The following is a 15174-nucleotide window of genomic DNA, read 5'->3' as shown; positions in this document are numbered from 1 at the left end:
GATTCATGATACCCATTAAATTAACTTTAGAAGGTTTTTATTCTTATCAAGAAAAGCAAGTTATTGATTTTACTCAGTTAATTCAAGCTGGTTTATTTGGAATTTTCGGAAAAGTAGGATCAGGTAAATCTTCTATTTTAGAAGCCATATCTTTTGGATTATATGGCGAAAGTGAACGATTAAATGCCCGCGATAATCGGGCTTATAATATGATGAATTTAAAATCAGACCGCATGAGTATTGATTTTGAGTTTCTGAATTTTAAAGAAGAAAAATACCGTATCTACAGAGAGTTTAGACGTAATTCTAAGCGTTTTGATGATGTAAAACGCGGAGACGCAGTCTTATATCAATGGAAGGAGGAGCAGTGGATTCCATTACCTGATTTAAATATGGAAGGGGTTATTGGATTAAGCTATGAAAATTTCAAACGCACCATCATCATTCCGCAAGGAAAATTCAAAGAGTTTATAGAATTAGGAGGAAAGGATCGAACGAAGATGATGCAAGAAATCTTTGGTTTGGATCGTTTTGATTTAACAGGCAAGACCAAAGCCTTATATAGTGAAACTCGTCAGCGCTATGATCATTTACAAGGTCAGTTGCAGCGTTTCGCTTTACTGACAGTAGAACAGATTGAAGAGAAAAAGACACAACATCAAGCAGAAGAAGCACAACTAACACAACTGGCAGCAACGTTTAAAACAGAACAAGAACTCTTTCAGCAATTAAAAGCTGTGAAGAGTGACTTTGAACTGCTAGAAACAAGTAAAAAAGAAGTAGAAGTATTAAACGCTCAAGAAGTTCAAATTCAGGCACAACAAAAGGAATTAGATCAATATGAGCAAGTAGATAAAGCCTTTCGCTCCGTATTAAAAGAGCAACAACAATACAAAGCGAAGTTAGTTGAGAAACAGACACTCTTAGTAGAACAAATCAAGGTTTTTCAAGAAAAGAAAACACAGCATACCCAGATTGCTGGGGAATTGGTAGCCGTTGAAAAACAATATACAACGATTGAACAAGAAAAGGCAAGACTCCGAGAGCTGCAATTAATTCAGAGTATTAAAGAGACGGAAGAATCTCAAAAAGCCTTAGGTGAACGCTTGAAAAAGGGCAATGAAGTTGTGGTGCAGACCAAAAAAGAACTACAAGAAATTCAACAGGCGATTGTAGGAATTGAGCAACAAATACAAAGTTTAAAAGCCAATCGAATGGATGCCATGCGTTTGATGGCTTTGGATAAATGGTTTACGGATTGGACGTATTTACAACAAAACAGCCAAGAACTACAAAACAAAAAGGCACTAGTACAAGGAGAAATTAAACAGTTGAGTAGTGCCTTGGAAAAGCTGGATTTTACCACAGAAGAAGAATGGCGGATCAACTTGGCTAAACAAAGAGAGCTCAGTCAAGGAATTCAAATGCTGCTTACTCAGGAATTGGATCAATTGCGCGTGTCTCAACAATTGGCGCATTATGCGACTACTTTAAAAGAAGGGGAAGCCTGTCCTTTATGTGGTGCTTTAGAACATCCTACAATTCTAACGAGCGAAGATGTATCGAGTTTAATTGCAGAATTAGAACGTAAACAAGAGAAACTTCGACAAGAAGCGCTGGAGCTAAACCAACGAGAAAGAGAAGTACAAGCCTTAGTGGATAAGCGACATCTTTTGATGGTGCAAGAACAAGAAATCAACCAGCAAATAGGAGAAAAGCAGAACCAATTACAGCAATTGGAAATGACCTTTGTTTGGACTGAAATTGAAAAAGGCAATAAAGCACAACTAGAGCAAGTCAAACAAGAAGCAATTCGAGTGAACGGAATGCTTGAACAGTTGGAAAGTCAACAACAACAAGAAATAAAAAAGGCAGAAAGCACTCGCGCGAATGTAGACTTATACACCGCAAAATTAGCTGCGATCGAATTGGATCAGGCGAGAATGGAAGCAGAGATTGAGGCCAAAGCGAAGCAAATTCAATTGTTGAACCTCAACGAAATCCTAGTACAAGAGAAAGAAAAGATTGCCCAAGAGATTCATAGTAAAGAAGAAGCGATTGCAAGAGTAGAAACAAGTTACCGTTCCTTAACACAGCAAGTGCAGCAACTAACCCCCGTTTTAGCTTCTTTAGAAACCGAACAGAAGAATAGTCAACAGGCAATAGAGGAGTTGACTAAAACAGTAGAAGGGATAGAAGGACATATTTTTCAGTTGCTTCAAACGTTTAATTTAGAGGAGGTAACAGCAGTAGAAAAAATTCTCACTAAAAATATAGACATACAGGCAAGAAGAACCATGATTCAAGCGTTTATATTAAAACTAGAAGTGTTGCGTAATCAAGTAAAGCAATTAGCTGCTAAATTGGAATCACTTGCTTTTGATCCTGTGCGTTTTCAAACCCAAATGACAGTTGTAGCTACCTTAGAACAACAAGTGAAGGAACATACAACTTTGGTTGTAAAACTAGGGGGCGAGATTGAACGATTGGAACAAGAGTATAAAGAGAAAGGTACTTTACTGCAAGCGTTTGATCAAGTGGAAAAGCGATTGAAAAATATCAATCTATTGGATAATATGTTTAAAGGTGCAGGATTTGTCAACTATGTATCGAGTATTTATTTGAGTAATCTTTGTGATATAGCCAATCAGCGTTTTCATCGTTTAACGAATAATCAACTGAGTTTGCAATTGAATGAAAATAATGATTTTGAAATTATTGATTATTTAAATAATGGAAAAGCACGTAGCGTAAAGACTTTATCGGGAGGACAAAGTTTTCAAGTATCGCTATCGTTAGCTTTAGCATTAGCGGAAAGTGTACAGAGTTTATCCAAATCCAATAAGAACTTTTTCTTTATTGATGAAGGTTTTGGAACACAAGATACAGAATCAGTTACTATTGTTTTTGAAACGTTGAGTAGCTTGCATAAAGAGAATCGCATCGTTGGAATCATTTCTCATGTGGATGAATTGCAAGAGCGAATTCCGCTGTCTTTGTCCATTGTGAAAGATGAAGAAAAAGGAAGTAGGGTCGTAACTTCGTAAAAAGAAGTGAAGAAAAGGAGTAGAATCAAAAAAATAAGTACATTTGTTAGAACAAATGAATGAATTAATAGCATCGAGTAATTGATATGAATGTAAAATATACAAAAGAGGAAAAGACGTCGATCGTTATAACCTTGGGAATTACCCTATTGTTTTTCCTTCTTTTATTTTTTATCAAATTTATGGATAGTCACACGTCGTATACCAGTTTTGGTGGAGGCGGAGGTGGTGGAGATGGTGTTGCTATTTCACTAGAGGGAACTCCAGGAGATCATTTGACAACTTCGTCGAAACCCGTTGAGGTTGTACAAGAAGAACAACAAATTGCAAAAGTAGAACCAGTAGAAGACAATAAGGTGTTGGCGTATGAAAAAGGAGAGGAAACTACGGTTGTTGTAAATAAAAAGGACGAAACGAAAAAAGCGAAACCCGTTGTTGAAAAACAAGTGGAGAATGTAACCAAAAAGACGACCGAAAAGAAAGTAGAGACAACAGAGAAAAAAGCGACTGCACCAGCTAAAACAGATGTTTCCAACACGACAAAAGATGCGATTAGTAGCTTTATGAATGGAGGAACTGGTTCTGGAGGTGGAGGAACAACTGGTTCTGGAAAAGGTGGCTTATCTACGAATGGAGGGTATTATGGTACAGGGACTGGTAATGGCACAGGAAGTGGAAGTGGTATAGGAAGTGGCACAGGATCAGGTATCGGAAGTGGATCAGGTGGTGGAGTAGGAAACGGACATGGAGATGGTAGAGGAGATGGTATTGGTTATTCACTGGATGGACGAAGTGCAACAGTAAAAGCCATTCCTAAATACACTTGTAATGAAATAGGAACAGTAGTCGTTGAAGTCTGGGTAGATCAAGCGGGAAATACAGTAGAAGCTAGAGCAGGAGTAAAGGGAACAACCAATACAGCTAGTTGTTTATTAGAACAAGCAAAGATTGCTGCTTTACAAACGAAATGGCAAGCCAATGATAAGGCACCTGCGAAACAAGTAGGAAAAATAGTATATCAGTTTAAACTAACATAAAAAAAAAAAGGAGCGATTTTATCGCTCCTTTTTTTTATTGTTTTTGTGTAGCTATTACAAACTTAATGTTGTTTTTTACACCTATCTGTAAAACGTCTACAAGTTCTTGAATCTGCGAATTAAATGGGATTCGAATAACAACCGATTGGTCTGTATTTCCTCCTAATTCTGCTAATAAAGTCTGTTCTAATTCCTCGTATGGGACTTCAGTCTTATTAATGAAAAAACGTTTATCTTCTGTAACCGATATGGTCAAGTGCTGTTTATTCGTCTTCTCATTGGATGCTGCTTTTGGAAGCATCATTTTTATCACATTGGGATTTGCTAATGTTGATAAAATCAGAAAGAATAAAAGCAAGAAGAACATAATGTCACTTAAAGAGGAAGTCGCAATTTCCGCTTTAAAGCGTTTATTTCTTTTGATTGCCATTTGGTCTTTGTATTGCATTAATAAAATCTAGAATCGTTTGTTGTGTATTCAACAAATAAGTATCAATAGATGAATTCAGCAAGTGATACGCTGCATACGCGATAATACCAACTACTAAACCAGAACCACTACTAATCATTTTCTCATAAAGTCCTCCTGAAATATTAGCAATACTAATATCTTCTGAAATACTAATATTATAAAAAATACGGATAACCCCTAAAATTGTTCCAACGAAACCTAAAGTAGGAGCAATACCAGCAATTAATCCCAGGTGACTCATCTTCTTCTCCATTTTTCCAATTTCAATAGTCGCTAAGCGTTCCATATTGGCTTCGATTTCAGTAATGGGTCTTCCAATGGAATGTGTACCTTCTAGAATGACTTTCGTATACGAATTATTGTCTCTTGACAAGGTTAAATCCACAGAATCTATTTGACCTTTCTCCAATAGGTTGAGCGTATTGGGAAGTACAGTTGCATCGTATTTTGTCTGTTTTCTAATATACAAATACCTCTCAATGGAAAGGTATATCGTGTAGATAAACAGAAGGATAATAGGAATCATAAAGATTCCTCCTTTAAGAACAAAATCTAACGCAGAAATTTGACTTTCTTGAGTTACTACTTCGTTTAAATCAGTTACGGCAGTAGTAATTGCATCTGGTGAAGCTTGCAAAAATGTAAACATTAATGATAGTTTAAAATATGATCAAATATAAAAATAAAAATGAACAATCGTATGAGGTTTAGTGATTCAATTGTTACAGAATTTATAAATTTAGTTCGAAGTATCTAGCTTGATAAAACGATTTAAAAGTGTAATGGACAAACCGAAAAGAGCGATAATGGCAAAAGCAGTCTGTAAGGAAGCCTGCTGAGCGATAAAACCAATCACGGGTGGCCCTAAAAAGAATCCGATAAAACCAATGCTTGTTACTAATGTTAACGCTTGTTGCGGGGGCATTATTGTGCTATTTCCAGCTAAATGATAAACCATAGGGACAACTGCCGAAACGCCAAATCCAACAATCATAAACGATAAAATAGTTGTATAGACATGTGGAAATAAAACTGCAGCACCTAAACCAATAAAAATAAGTAAACCACAAACAGATAATGTTTTGCGCTCTCCATATTTTCGTACCGTATAATCCGAGATAAAACGACCACTTGCCATAGTAAACATATAAGCTGTTAATCCATATCCCACTAATTCTATAGGAGCTAAAGCGATATGCTTCATGTATTCACTAGACCAATCGGTCATAGTACCTTCTGTGACCATTGAAAAGAAGGCAAGTAAACCTAGAACGGTTAAATTCTTATCGGGCCACTGCCATTTTTTTTGTGGTGTAGTTGATTCTTTTTCTAAAGGAGCTGCATCAGGGGTCAAAAATTTAAACAGGAATAGCGAAGCTACAATACCTACGGATGAAAAATAGATGAAATGGTCGAGAGGCGGAACGTAACTGCTAATCATTTCAGCACCTAACCAAGAAGCCGCAAAACCGCCAATGCTCCAAGTACCGTGAAGAGATCCAATAATTTGTCCTTTATATTGTTTGGATACATTAATCGCTTGGGTGTTGATGGAAATATTTGTAAGGTTGCTAAAAACACCAAATAGAACCAAGTTTATTTTCAATTGCCAAAGGATGTCCCAATAACCAATACCAACCAATAGGACAAAATAGGAAAGTAAGAAATACAACGTAGAGCGTTTACTTCCCAATTTAGCAATAATGGAACCTGCAAAAGGCAAAGAAATCAACGTTCCGATTGAAATATACAATAGGACAAAACCCCATGCTGAATCATTTACTTCAAAATATTCTTTAATGGTAGGTATTCGCGAAGCCCATGAGGCAGATATACCACCAAAAAAGAAGAATAAAACGGTGACAGCTATTCGAGCCAAATGTTTGGACATAAATTTGAATTAGAGGATTGTAAAAGCGTTTGTTTTAGGTGACAAAGGTATAAAAAAGAAGAACGACCTGTAGTTCAGATCGTTCTTGTATTATTTTATTTTGATTGCTTGAGCAATGCTAGCTAAATTTTGGTTGAAATCCATTAGCTGATCAACTACTTGGGCCGCCTGATTATCCGGACCTGCAAGACTCAATTTGTTTTGCTTGATGAATATAGTTTTAATGTTCTCCCAACGTTCACGCTCCGTTGCGGAAAGTTGATTTGCCAGTTCTTTTAATTTTAATAAATTCGCTTCTGTATCTGACGTTAAGGTCTGCGATTCGTTTTCATAATGGGTCAATATCAATTCCTCAATTTCTTTCTCATTCATTAATGGAATGATTTTGCTAATCATCTTATTCATATCGCGATAAGAACCTTGTAATTTAAAAGCCGGTTCTGTACGATACGCATTGTCCATACTGGCACTTAGAGGATAAGGTAGGTTCGTCAAAATCAGCATTTTTATACTGTAGGATATCTATGTGGTTTTGCTGTAAGTCAAAATCAGTATCTATATCAACATTGACGTCTACATCCGGTTGGGTATCTAGACCGATTCCATCTAATTCCCCCATAAGGGCTGAAAATAACCAATAGATGACTGATATAATCATCAAAACGGTTATGATAGCATTAGAAATAGGGAGAAATAAGTGGTGAATTATATCTTTCATTAAAAATAGGTGATATACGTATTTTTATACGCTATTTTTTCTAAATTTTCTCAAATATAATGAATATAGTTTTTAATTGTTAATGACAATTTGTTAGAAATTAAATTATAAATAAGAGTATGGGTTATTTGTTTAATTCCTAGTTTAGAGAATAAAAAAAGCGAAAAATTCAATTTTTCGCTTTTTTAACTAGGATATAAAGGATGAGTATTAGCTTAAACCTTCAACTAATCCATCTATTAAGTCAATTTTTGTTGCTTGTGGTACTTTAGGAAGTCCAGGCATACGCATAATATCACCAGCAATAGCCACGATGAATTCAGCACCATTGTTAATCACAAGGTCATTAATAACAATAGTAAAATCATGGGTTACTCCGTATGCACTAGCATCTGCAGAGAAGGAATATTGTGTTTTGGCAATACAAACAGGAAATAAATCTAGTTTTGTTCCTTTGATCTGATTTAATTTTTTATAGGCAATTGGACTAAAAGTAACAGTAGAGGCTCCATAAATTTTAGTTGCAACAGCTTTAATCTTATCAGCAATCGTCAAATCATCTGAATAAGGGAATTGTAAAGGCTGACTAGGATTGGTTTCAATCATCTGGATTACTTCATTTGCTAATGCTATAGCCCCTGTACCTCCCTCAACAAAAGCATTGTTTATTGCAAAACCTAATCCATTTGTACGACAATAGTCCTCAACCAATTGGATTTCTTCTGAACTATCTGTTGCATATTTATTAAACGCGACCACAATACTTTGTCCAAATGAACGCAAGTTTTCGACGTGTTTTTGCAAGTTTTTCAAGCCCTTTTTAATTCCGTCAATATGTTTATCCTTGATGTTTTCTAAGGCAACACCACCGTGCATCTTTAATCCCTGAGCCGTAGCAACTACTACAGTTAACTTCGGTTCTAAGCCAGATTTTCTACATTTAATATCAAAAAACTTCTCCGCACCTAGGTCAGCGCCAAATCCAGCTTCTGTAATCACATAATCTCCATAACTCATCGCCATCTTAGTCGCAAGTACAGAGTTGCAACCATGGGCAATATTAGCAAAAGGCCCCCCGTGAATAAAAGCAGCGGTATTTTCAGTTGTTTGAACTAAGTTCGGATTTAAGGCATCCTTTAGCAAAACAGTAATAGCTCCTGCTACACCTAGATCTTTTACCGTGAACATACTGCCATCGTGACGATACCCTAAAAGGATATTCTCAATGCGTCTGCGTAGATCATCCATGTCAGTTGCTAAACACATAATGGCCATAATTTCCGATGCAGGCGTAATATCAAAACCGCTTTCTTGGGGTATACCATTGGCATTTCCTCTTAATCCTGTTGTGATATGGCGCAAGCTGCGGTCATTGACATCCAATACTCTTTTCCATAAAATTTCCTTGATGCCATTGGCTTCCGCCCTATTTTGATAGATGTAGTTATCCAATAAGGCACTTAAGGTATTGTGTGCAGAAGTAATCGCATGGAAGTCCCCTGTAAAGTGTAAGTTGATATTTTCCATCGGCAATACTTGAGCATAACCACCTCCAGCAGCCCCTCCTTTCATTCCGAAACACGGACCCAAAGAAGGCTCTCTCAACGCAACAATAGCATTTTTTCCAATTTTATTTAATCCAAGGGCTAGACCAATAGATACCGTAGTTTTTCCAATTCCCGCTTTTGTTGGGGTAATGGAAGTAACCAAGATTAAATTTGATTTTTTTTGTTGCTCTTGTTGTTGGGCTTCTAGTTGAACTTTTGCCATATTTTTACCATAAGGAATCACATACTCCTCTGGTAATTGGATATTTTTAGCAATTTCGTAAATGTTCTTTAATTCACTCTCTCTTGCAATCTCAATATCTGTTTTCATCGTATATAGAAATGTGTTGTTATGGAGTAAAGTTAAGTCTTTTGATAGAATATTGAAATAGAGTTGGTGTGGTTTGTTTTGATGAGGTGGTGAGGTGATGAGTGGGTGAGGTGATGAGTGGGTGAGGTGGTGAGGTGGTGAGGTGGTGAGGTGGTGAGATGATGAGGTGGTGAGATGATGAGGTGGTGAGATGATGAGGTGGTGAGATGATGAGGTGGTGAGATGATGAGGTGGTGAGATGATGAGGTGGTGAGTGGGTGAGTGGGGGAGGTGGTGAGGTAAATTATCTAGCTAAAGAGAATTCTTCTTTAATCGACAAATCTTACGACCTCACAAAGAGCAAAGCACAAACCTCACAAAGCAATTGGATAGGGGAAAGGAGAAAAGGGAGAGAAGTAAATTTTCTAATTAAAACAACGTTTCTTCTTTAATCGATAAATCTTACGACCTCACAAAGAGCAAAGCACAAAGAGCAAACCTCGCGATTATCAAATTAGAGGTATTCCAGTGTATTTATTTTTAATATAAAGGGGTTTTATTGGTTTTTATAAATAGATATTTAAAGTTATATTTGCACTTTTAAATTATATTCTATACGTATTATGAAAACAGAAGCGGAGTTAAAAGACAGAAGTGGAAATAAATGTGAACTATGTGAATCTACAGGACCATTAAAGGTTTATGAGGTTCCGCCTGTGGCTGCTAATGAAGCAGATAAAGAAATTTATATTTGTGAGACTTGTTTAGATCAAATTGAGAAAAGACAAGAGTTAGATAGCAACCATTGGCAATGTCTAACGACGTCAATGTGGAGTGAGGTACCTGCTGTTCAGGTAGTCGCTTGGCGTATGTTGAACCGTTTTAGACAAGAAAGCTGGGCTGCGGATAATTTAGAAATGATGTATTTGGATGATGAATTGATGGAGTTTGCTAAAGCAACTGGAGACCATACAGGAGATGGTTCTGTTGAATTACACAAAGATAGCAATGGCAATATTTTGACAGCTGGAGATACCGTTACCTTAATTAAAGATCTAGATGTAAAAGGATCTTCATTGAACGCTAAAATTGGTACTGCTGTTCGCAATATTCGATTGGATCCAAATAACGTAGAGTATATAGAAGGTAAAGTGGATGGACAGATGATTGTTATTCTTACTAAATATGTAAAGAAACAAGGATAGAAAAATAAAAAATCTCAGTGGTTACTGGGATTTTTTGTTTTTTAACCATAGGGGAATACTGAATTCTTCTAAAAGATGAGCCAAGGGAACTTGTTGATAGTTTTCATAGGTCAGCCATTTAATCTCTTCTAATTCTGCATGAGGAGTAAAATGTGTGGGAGTGAGGGTTAATTGAAAGATGGTCGCATGAACCAGGGTATTTGCTTCATTCACTGCTTGGGTTTGATGTGTACCAAGATAATGGATGGCGCTTGCATCGACGGTTAGGTTGAGTTCCTCTTGTAATTCACGGAGCAAGGCTTCTATTGGTTCTTCTCCAGCTTCAATTTTACCTCCAGCCATCATATAATAACGGGATCCTTTTTTTCGAACCGTTAAGAGTGCTCCATCGGTATTAATTATCATCGCTGAAGCAAGATAAATTGTTTGGACAGTTGACATAGTATAGATTTTACCCCCAAAAGTAAGGGAATTCGGGCATTAGAAGAAGAAAGTTACTTGAAGGTTTTAAATGAATATTCACGAAATGACCCCATTAGATTTGTTAAAAGTGAAGAAGTATGGGGTTTTTTTAATTGAAAATCATAATTTTATAGTATGAATAAAGAAAAAAATAAGAATGTTTACAGAATTGTTTTTTGTAAAAGAAAAAATTTTATCTTTATTCAATCAAACAAGATCCTCAACTACGGAAGAGGTTTTGTATAGTTTAATTTAATTTAAGTTGAAAATAGAGCCTATATCCAGGGCGAAAATGAACAGTACAATGGTAAAACAAGAATTTACTGCATTATTTAAAGGATACAAAATTCCTAAGGAATTAAAGAGCTTATTAGAGTTTCAAGTATCCGAAAACATTCCCTCTTATTATTCAAATGCTATTTATTTAATGACAGAAGAAACCCCACTGATTGAAAGTTTTTCAACAGAGGAAGAGTTTCTAAAAGCATTTATTCCTTTTGCTGAAGCAAATAGCTCAGGAAGTATTTATGCTTTTTGGATTAATAACACAGAAGTAGATGATTTAACTCAAGCTCCTATTGTTGCATTCGGCGATGAAGGAGGTGTTTTTGTCGTTGCTAAAAATATTCAAGAATTATTGCAGATAGCTGCTTATGATGTGGAAGCTGTCGTATTTGAAGATGAATTTTATTTTCAAGATAAAGAAGTTTTAGAAGAGGAAGGAGAATTTAATCCTGCTGAATTCTGTACAGAGTATTTGGATTGGTTGCGAACAGATGCAAAGTTAAAACCTATCTTAACAATCGAGGGTGTAGATGCTGTCGTTGATCATGCTCAAACAACTTATCAAGAAAAATTAGAGCAGTATATCAAACGTTTTGTTTAGAAAGACCAAAAAGTAGTATATTGCGTTAAAATTTTAAGAAATGGATCACAATCAGTTTAACCAACAGTTTGATCATGCTGTAAGCAGTCAGCAGAATCAAATGCCAGCGAAGCCTAATAATTATTTAGCTTTGTCTATCGTATCAACAATTTTAGGTTTTTGTTCGTGTATTGGACTTTTACTAGGTATTGTTGCAATTGTAATGTCTGCACAGTCAGGTAAAAAATATGAACAAGGAGATTATGATGGTGCAGTAAAAGCTGCAAAAAATGCTAAAATTATTAGCTTTATTGTATTAGCTATTTTTGTTGTTCACATTGCTTACAGTTGGTACAATATCCAACAGTTAGGTGGATGGGATGCTTATATTGAGTCTATTCAAGAAGCAATGAGACAAGGACAAGCAGCTGGAATGTAAGACTAATAGCATGCAGATTTTTTATCGGATTCTTTTTTACGCTATACTTCCTCTAGCAGTGATAGTAGCTGTAAGTAAAGGACTGAGTTATTTTCCTGCCGTTGTAACGTGCTCAATAAAAGACTATACGGGATGGGATTGCCCAGGGTGTGGTGGACAAAGAGCAGTTGACGCTATTATTAAAGGAAAGTTTAAAGATGCATTCTATTATAATCAACTGATATATCTCTATCTAGGAGTCATCATCTATATGTATGTACTCTTGGTGGAAAGCTATATAATGAAGAATAAAAGATTTATGCAACGATTTGGATTTAGCAATACGTTTGCATTTCTCTTTGTAGGAATAATACTCTTCTTTTTTGTTATAAGAAATGTATAAAAAGGTTCGATTGTTCGCAATCGAACCTTTTTTTATTTAAATCGTGTATATTCGATGATTTCTTTGTGTAAAACCTTTTTTTAGTTAGTTGAACTTGAGCTTTGTGTATCTTTTTTTAATCACATTTGCAATAAAGTAGATTTTTAGTTAAAATTAGCATTATTGTTGGTTTTATGCTTAACTTTCACAACCTAAAATTAGAAACAACCCAAATACAGAGTTTATGAAAAAAAATACCTTGTTGTTATTCAGCTTGTTTTCCTTGTGGGGAGTGAGTATGAATGCACAAACGGAACAAATTCGTAAAAAAATTATTTCTACTTATGATAAGTTAAATGTAGAAGAAGCTAAGGCCTTTGAAAAAGCGAGAATTCAAGAAAGAGAATTCGCCTATCAAATGGCTAAAGAAAACAATAAACCCATTGCAGGAATTACGGAAGATGGTAGAGTGTTTTCTTTACAGCGAATTAATGAAAACGGTTCGTATATATACTATACTACAAGTAATGCAGGAAGTAGAAAAACAACAAGAGTAAACGATGTCGCACCAGGTGGAAGTTTAGGTTTAAACTTAGATGGAACTGGAATGCTTGTTGGGGTATGGGATGGTCAACCAGCTTTGGATACCCATGTGGAGTTTCAAGGTGATGCAGGGGGAAGTCGTATGACATTGAGAAAGCCTTTGCTCAATCTTGGTACAGCTTCACAAGATGACCGTTTGCGTTTTGAAGGTGGACGTTCACATGCTACACACGTGTCAGGAACAATCGCTGCAAAAGGACTAAATGCTGCAGCAAAAGGAATAGCGCCTGCTGCAAAAATAATTAGTTACGATTGGGATAGAGATACACAATTTATGCGTCAAGCAGCAAGAACAGATGCATTATTGGTATCGAATCACTCGTACGGATACACAGCAATCGACGATGGCGGAAATGCAGTGCTTGCAGTGAGCGATTTTGGGACATATGATTTTACGAGTGCAGACTTTGATAATCTTACGTTTGAATATAAATATTACCAACCCGTTGTTGCTGCAGGAAATGATCGAGATAATTATCGAATTATAAACCCTGCTAAAAATGGAAATGATTTACTTACAGGATCTGCAGTTGCTAAAAACACGATTGTTGTTGCAGCAGTTCAAGAAGTAGCGAATTATACTGGGCCAGCAAGTGTAGTGATGTCTGAATTTAGTAACTATGGGCCTACGAATGATTTTCGTATTAAACCAGATATTTCATCTAAAGGAGTAAGAGTATTTTCAAGTACTTATCAATTGCCAACACCAGTAACAGGAGTGCCTAGAAATAATTTATATTCAAATTCTAGTGGTACATCCATGGCCGCTCCTTCAGTGACAGGTGTGATTGCCTTGTGGCAACAATGGGCTATGGAAAAAAACAATAATGCATTCAAGTCAGCTACAATTCGTGCATTAATGGCACATACTGCAGATGAAGCTGGAAGTGCAAAAGGACCTGATCATAAATTTGGATGGGGATTAATCAATGCAAAAGGAGGTGTTCAAATTCTGGAAGGAAGTAAAGTGAGTGGCGTTGTTTTAGAAGAGAATGTATTAGTACAAGGAGCAACATATGAAAAACAATTTTCAGTAGGTGAGAGTGGAATTAATGTAATCGTTACAATAGCTTGGACTGATCCAGAAGGTTCATTAACGAATGGCGATAACTCGGATGAAAATTATGCAAAGAATAATCCTTCTTTAGTGAATGATTTAGATTTACGTGTATTCAAAGACGGAGTAGAGTATTTACCTTGGAGATTAAATAAAGATTTCAATAATCTAATAGCTCAAAAAGGAGATAATAACGTGGATAATATCGAAAAAATTGAAATTGAGGGAGCAGAAGCTGGTATTTATACTGCAAAAGTGACACATAAAGGTGTGTTAAGAGGAGGAAGCCAAGAGTATTCAATTATTATGAGCCGTAGTGATTTCAATAATTTATCTACAGAGGAATTTGATTTGACAGATTTATCTTTTGCTGTTTGGCCAAATCCGGTAGTGGATCAGTTGAATGTAACGATTCCAGAAGAGGTTAATGTGAAAGGTATGTCTATTCAAGTATTTGATATGACAGGTCGTTTGGTACAAAGTTTACCAACGCTTTCTTCTAATGAAGTGAAAGTAGATATGAAAGGATTATCTTCAGGTACTTATTTTGTGAAGATAAAAGGCAATGGCTTTGACAAGACAGAGCGTATTGTAAAAAAATAATACTTTAATAGTATTCCATATAAAAAAAGGAGAGCATCGCTCTCCTTTTTTTGTGGGATGTTTTTTCGCTTTTTTGTTTTTTGTGAAGTTGTTTGATTCTCTCCTTATATATTAGGAGTGTTTTTTTTGCTTTTTTGTTTTTTTGTAAAGTTGTTAGATTCTCTCCTTATATATAGAAGGGTTTTTTTGCTTTTTTGTAAAGTTGTTTGATGCTCTCCTTATATATAGGTAGGAGCAAGGTGTCATTTATTGCCGTATTGGGCCATTTTTTTAAATGATCATCTTTTTTTACCTGGTGTATTGCAGAAAAAACTACTGTTTTAAACCACAAAACCGAGTTTACAGTTAAAAAAACTGTTTTCTATCTAGGGGAAAATCTTGTTTTATTTGCTGTATTGTACAAAAAGGCGACTTACAAAACTGCAAAAAAGCGAACTGTTCCCGTACTCCTTGAAAAAAGCTCAAAAAACTTTTCGATGTAAGAGGCGTTATAGTAGGTAGTTGCGATTTAAATCGAAAATACTTTAAAAAAAAGGATGAATAAAGTTTGGAAGTGG

14 protein-coding genes are annotated in these 15174 nt (G+C 35.8%); 7 read left to right on the top strand and 7 right to left on the bottom strand.

Translation table 11 applies throughout. From position 1 onward, the window contains the following. Positions 1-5: 5 nt before the first annotated feature. Both AWV75_RS00075 and AWV75_RS00070 read left to right on the top strand, forming a co-directional pair. Positions 6-3047 (top strand): AAA family ATPase, encoded by a 3042-nt coding sequence (locus AWV75_RS00075; RefSeq protein ID WP_060872445.1) that lies wholly within the window; start codon positions 6-8, stop codon positions 3045-3047. 182 nt (positions 3048-3229) lie between these two features. Further along, positions 3230-4084, top strand: a complete 855-nt coding sequence (locus AWV75_RS00070) for an energy transducer TonB (protein WP_231737919.1) — start codon at positions 3230-3232, stop codon at positions 4082-4084. A 34-nt stretch (positions 4085-4118) separates the two neighbouring features. Here the strand turns inward: AWV75_RS00070 and AWV75_RS00065 are convergent, their stop codons facing one another. The 6 genes from AWV75_RS00065 to AWV75_RS00040 form a co-directional block, all read right to left on the bottom strand. Next, on the bottom strand, positions 4119-4514 hold the full coding sequence (locus AWV75_RS00065) for an ExbD/TolR family protein (RefSeq protein ID WP_060872976.1): 396 nt from the start codon (positions 4512-4514) through the stop codon (positions 4119-4121). Continuing rightward, positions 4495-5205, bottom strand: coding sequence for a MotA/TolQ/ExbB proton channel family protein (locus AWV75_RS00060; RefSeq protein WP_060872443.1), 711 nt, complete (start codon positions 5203-5205; stop codon positions 4495-4497). The genes AWV75_RS00065 and AWV75_RS00060 overlap by 20 nt, the downstream gene beginning before the upstream one ends. A gap of 90 nt (positions 5206-5295) precedes the next feature. Continuing rightward, positions 5296-6447 carry an MFS transporter gene (locus AWV75_RS00055; RefSeq protein ID WP_060872442.1) on the bottom strand — a complete coding sequence of 384 codons (1152 nt, stop codon included), beginning with the start codon at positions 6445-6447 and terminating at the stop codon, positions 5296-5298. Between the two features lie 90 nt (positions 6448-6537). Continuing rightward, entirely contained in the window at positions 6538-6909 is a 372-nt protein-coding gene (locus tag AWV75_RS00050; RefSeq protein ID WP_231737917.1) for a hypothetical protein, read from the bottom strand. Further along, entirely contained in the window at positions 6875-7165 is a 291-nt protein-coding gene (locus AWV75_RS18640; RefSeq protein ID WP_156424156.1) for a hypothetical protein, read from the bottom strand. The genes AWV75_RS00050 and AWV75_RS18640 overlap by 35 nt, the downstream gene beginning before the upstream one ends. 210 nt (positions 7166-7375) lie before the next feature. Continuing rightward, positions 7376-9043: a formate--tetrahydrofolate ligase gene (locus AWV75_RS00040; protein WP_060872440.1), complete on the bottom strand. Its 1668-nt coding sequence runs from the start codon at positions 9041-9043 to the stop codon at positions 7376-7378. A gap of 602 nt (positions 9044-9645) precedes the next feature. Between AWV75_RS00040 and AWV75_RS00035 the strand changes: the two genes are divergently transcribed. Continuing rightward, positions 9646-10227 (top strand): PhnA domain-containing protein, encoded by a 582-nt coding sequence (locus AWV75_RS00035; protein WP_002990373.1) that lies wholly within the window; start codon positions 9646-9648, stop codon positions 10225-10227. 21 nt (positions 10228-10248) lie between these two features. Here AWV75_RS00035 and AWV75_RS00030 read toward each other — a convergent pair whose 3' ends face one another. Beyond that, positions 10249-10668, bottom strand: a complete 420-nt coding sequence (locus tag AWV75_RS00030; RefSeq protein WP_060872439.1) for an NUDIX hydrolase — start codon at positions 10666-10668, stop codon at positions 10249-10251. Positions 10669-10981: 313 nt separating this feature from the next. Here AWV75_RS00030 and AWV75_RS00025 point away from each other — a divergent pair, with 313 nt between their 5' ends. The 4 genes from AWV75_RS00025 (at position 10982) to AWV75_RS00010 (ending at position 14617) form a co-directional block, all read left to right on the top strand. After that, positions 10982-11575, top strand: a complete 594-nt coding sequence (locus AWV75_RS00025) for a cell wall assembly protein (protein WP_231737915.1) — start codon at positions 10982-10984, stop codon at positions 11573-11575. 40 nt (positions 11576-11615) lie between these two features. After that, positions 11616-11993: a CD225/dispanin family protein gene (locus AWV75_RS00020; protein ID WP_060872438.1), complete on the top strand. Its 378-nt coding sequence runs from the start codon at positions 11616-11618 to the stop codon at positions 11991-11993. A 58-nt stretch (positions 11994-12051) separates the two neighbouring features. Continuing rightward, the gene (locus AWV75_RS00015; RefSeq protein ID WP_060872437.1) at positions 12052-12375 is read left to right on the top strand and encodes a DUF2752 domain-containing protein; all 324 of its coding nucleotides are present in this window, start codon (positions 12052-12054) and stop codon (positions 12373-12375) included. 223 nt (positions 12376-12598) lie between these two features. Then, positions 12599-14617 (top strand): S8/S53 family peptidase, encoded by a 2019-nt coding sequence (locus AWV75_RS00010; protein ID WP_060872436.1) that lies wholly within the window; start codon positions 12599-12601, stop codon positions 14615-14617. Positions 14618-15174 lie beyond the last annotated feature (557 nt).

Source organism: Myroides odoratus (assembly GCF_001549985.1).
In the GTDB taxonomy this organism is placed as follows: Bacteria; Bacteroidota; Bacteroidia; order Flavobacteriales; family Flavobacteriaceae; genus Flavobacterium; species Flavobacterium odoratum_A.
This window is presented reverse-complemented; position numbering and strand designations above follow the sequence as displayed.

Coding starts and splice junctions, on each gene's coding strand:
- AWV75_RS00040 (WP_060872440.1), bottom strand. CDS start 9,043: ATGAAAACAGATATTGAGATTGCAAGAGAGAGTGAATTAAAGAACATT.
- AWV75_RS00025 (WP_231737915.1), top strand. CDS start 10,982: ATGAACAGTACAATGGTAAAACAAGAATTTACTGCATTATTTAAAGGA.
- AWV75_RS00060 (WP_060872443.1), bottom strand. CDS start 5,205: ATGTTTACATTTTTGCAAGCTTCACCAGATGCAATTACTACTGCCGTA.
- AWV75_RS00030 (WP_060872439.1), bottom strand. CDS start 10,668: ATGTCAACTGTCCAAACAATTTATCTTGCTTCAGCGATGATAATTAAT.
- AWV75_RS00065 (WP_060872976.1), bottom strand. CDS start 4,514: ATGGCAATCAAAAGAAATAAACGCTTTAAAGCGGAAATTGCGACTTCC.
- AWV75_RS00035 (WP_002990373.1), top strand. CDS start 9,646: ATGAAAACAGAAGCGGAGTTAAAAGACAGAAGTGGAAATAAATGTGAA.
- AWV75_RS00050 (WP_231737917.1), bottom strand. CDS start 6,909: ATGGACAATGCGTATCGTACAGAACCGGCTTTTAAATTACAAGGTTCT.
- AWV75_RS00075 (WP_060872445.1), top strand. CDS start 6: ATGATACCCATTAAATTAACTTTAGAAGGTTTTTATTCTTATCAAGAA.
- AWV75_RS00055 (WP_060872442.1), bottom strand. CDS start 6,447: ATGTCCAAACATTTGGCTCGAATAGCTGTCACCGTTTTATTCTTCTTT.
- AWV75_RS00010 (WP_060872436.1), top strand. CDS start 12,599: ATGAAAAAAAATACCTTGTTGTTATTCAGCTTGTTTTCCTTGTGGGGA.
- AWV75_RS18640 (WP_156424156.1), bottom strand. CDS start 7,165: ATGAAAGATATAATTCACCACTTATTTCTCCCTATTTCTAATGCTATC.
- AWV75_RS00020 (WP_060872438.1), top strand. CDS start 11,616: ATGGATCACAATCAGTTTAACCAACAGTTTGATCATGCTGTAAGCAGT.
- AWV75_RS00070 (WP_231737919.1), top strand. CDS start 3,230: ATGGATAGTCACACGTCGTATACCAGTTTTGGTGGAGGCGGAGGTGGT.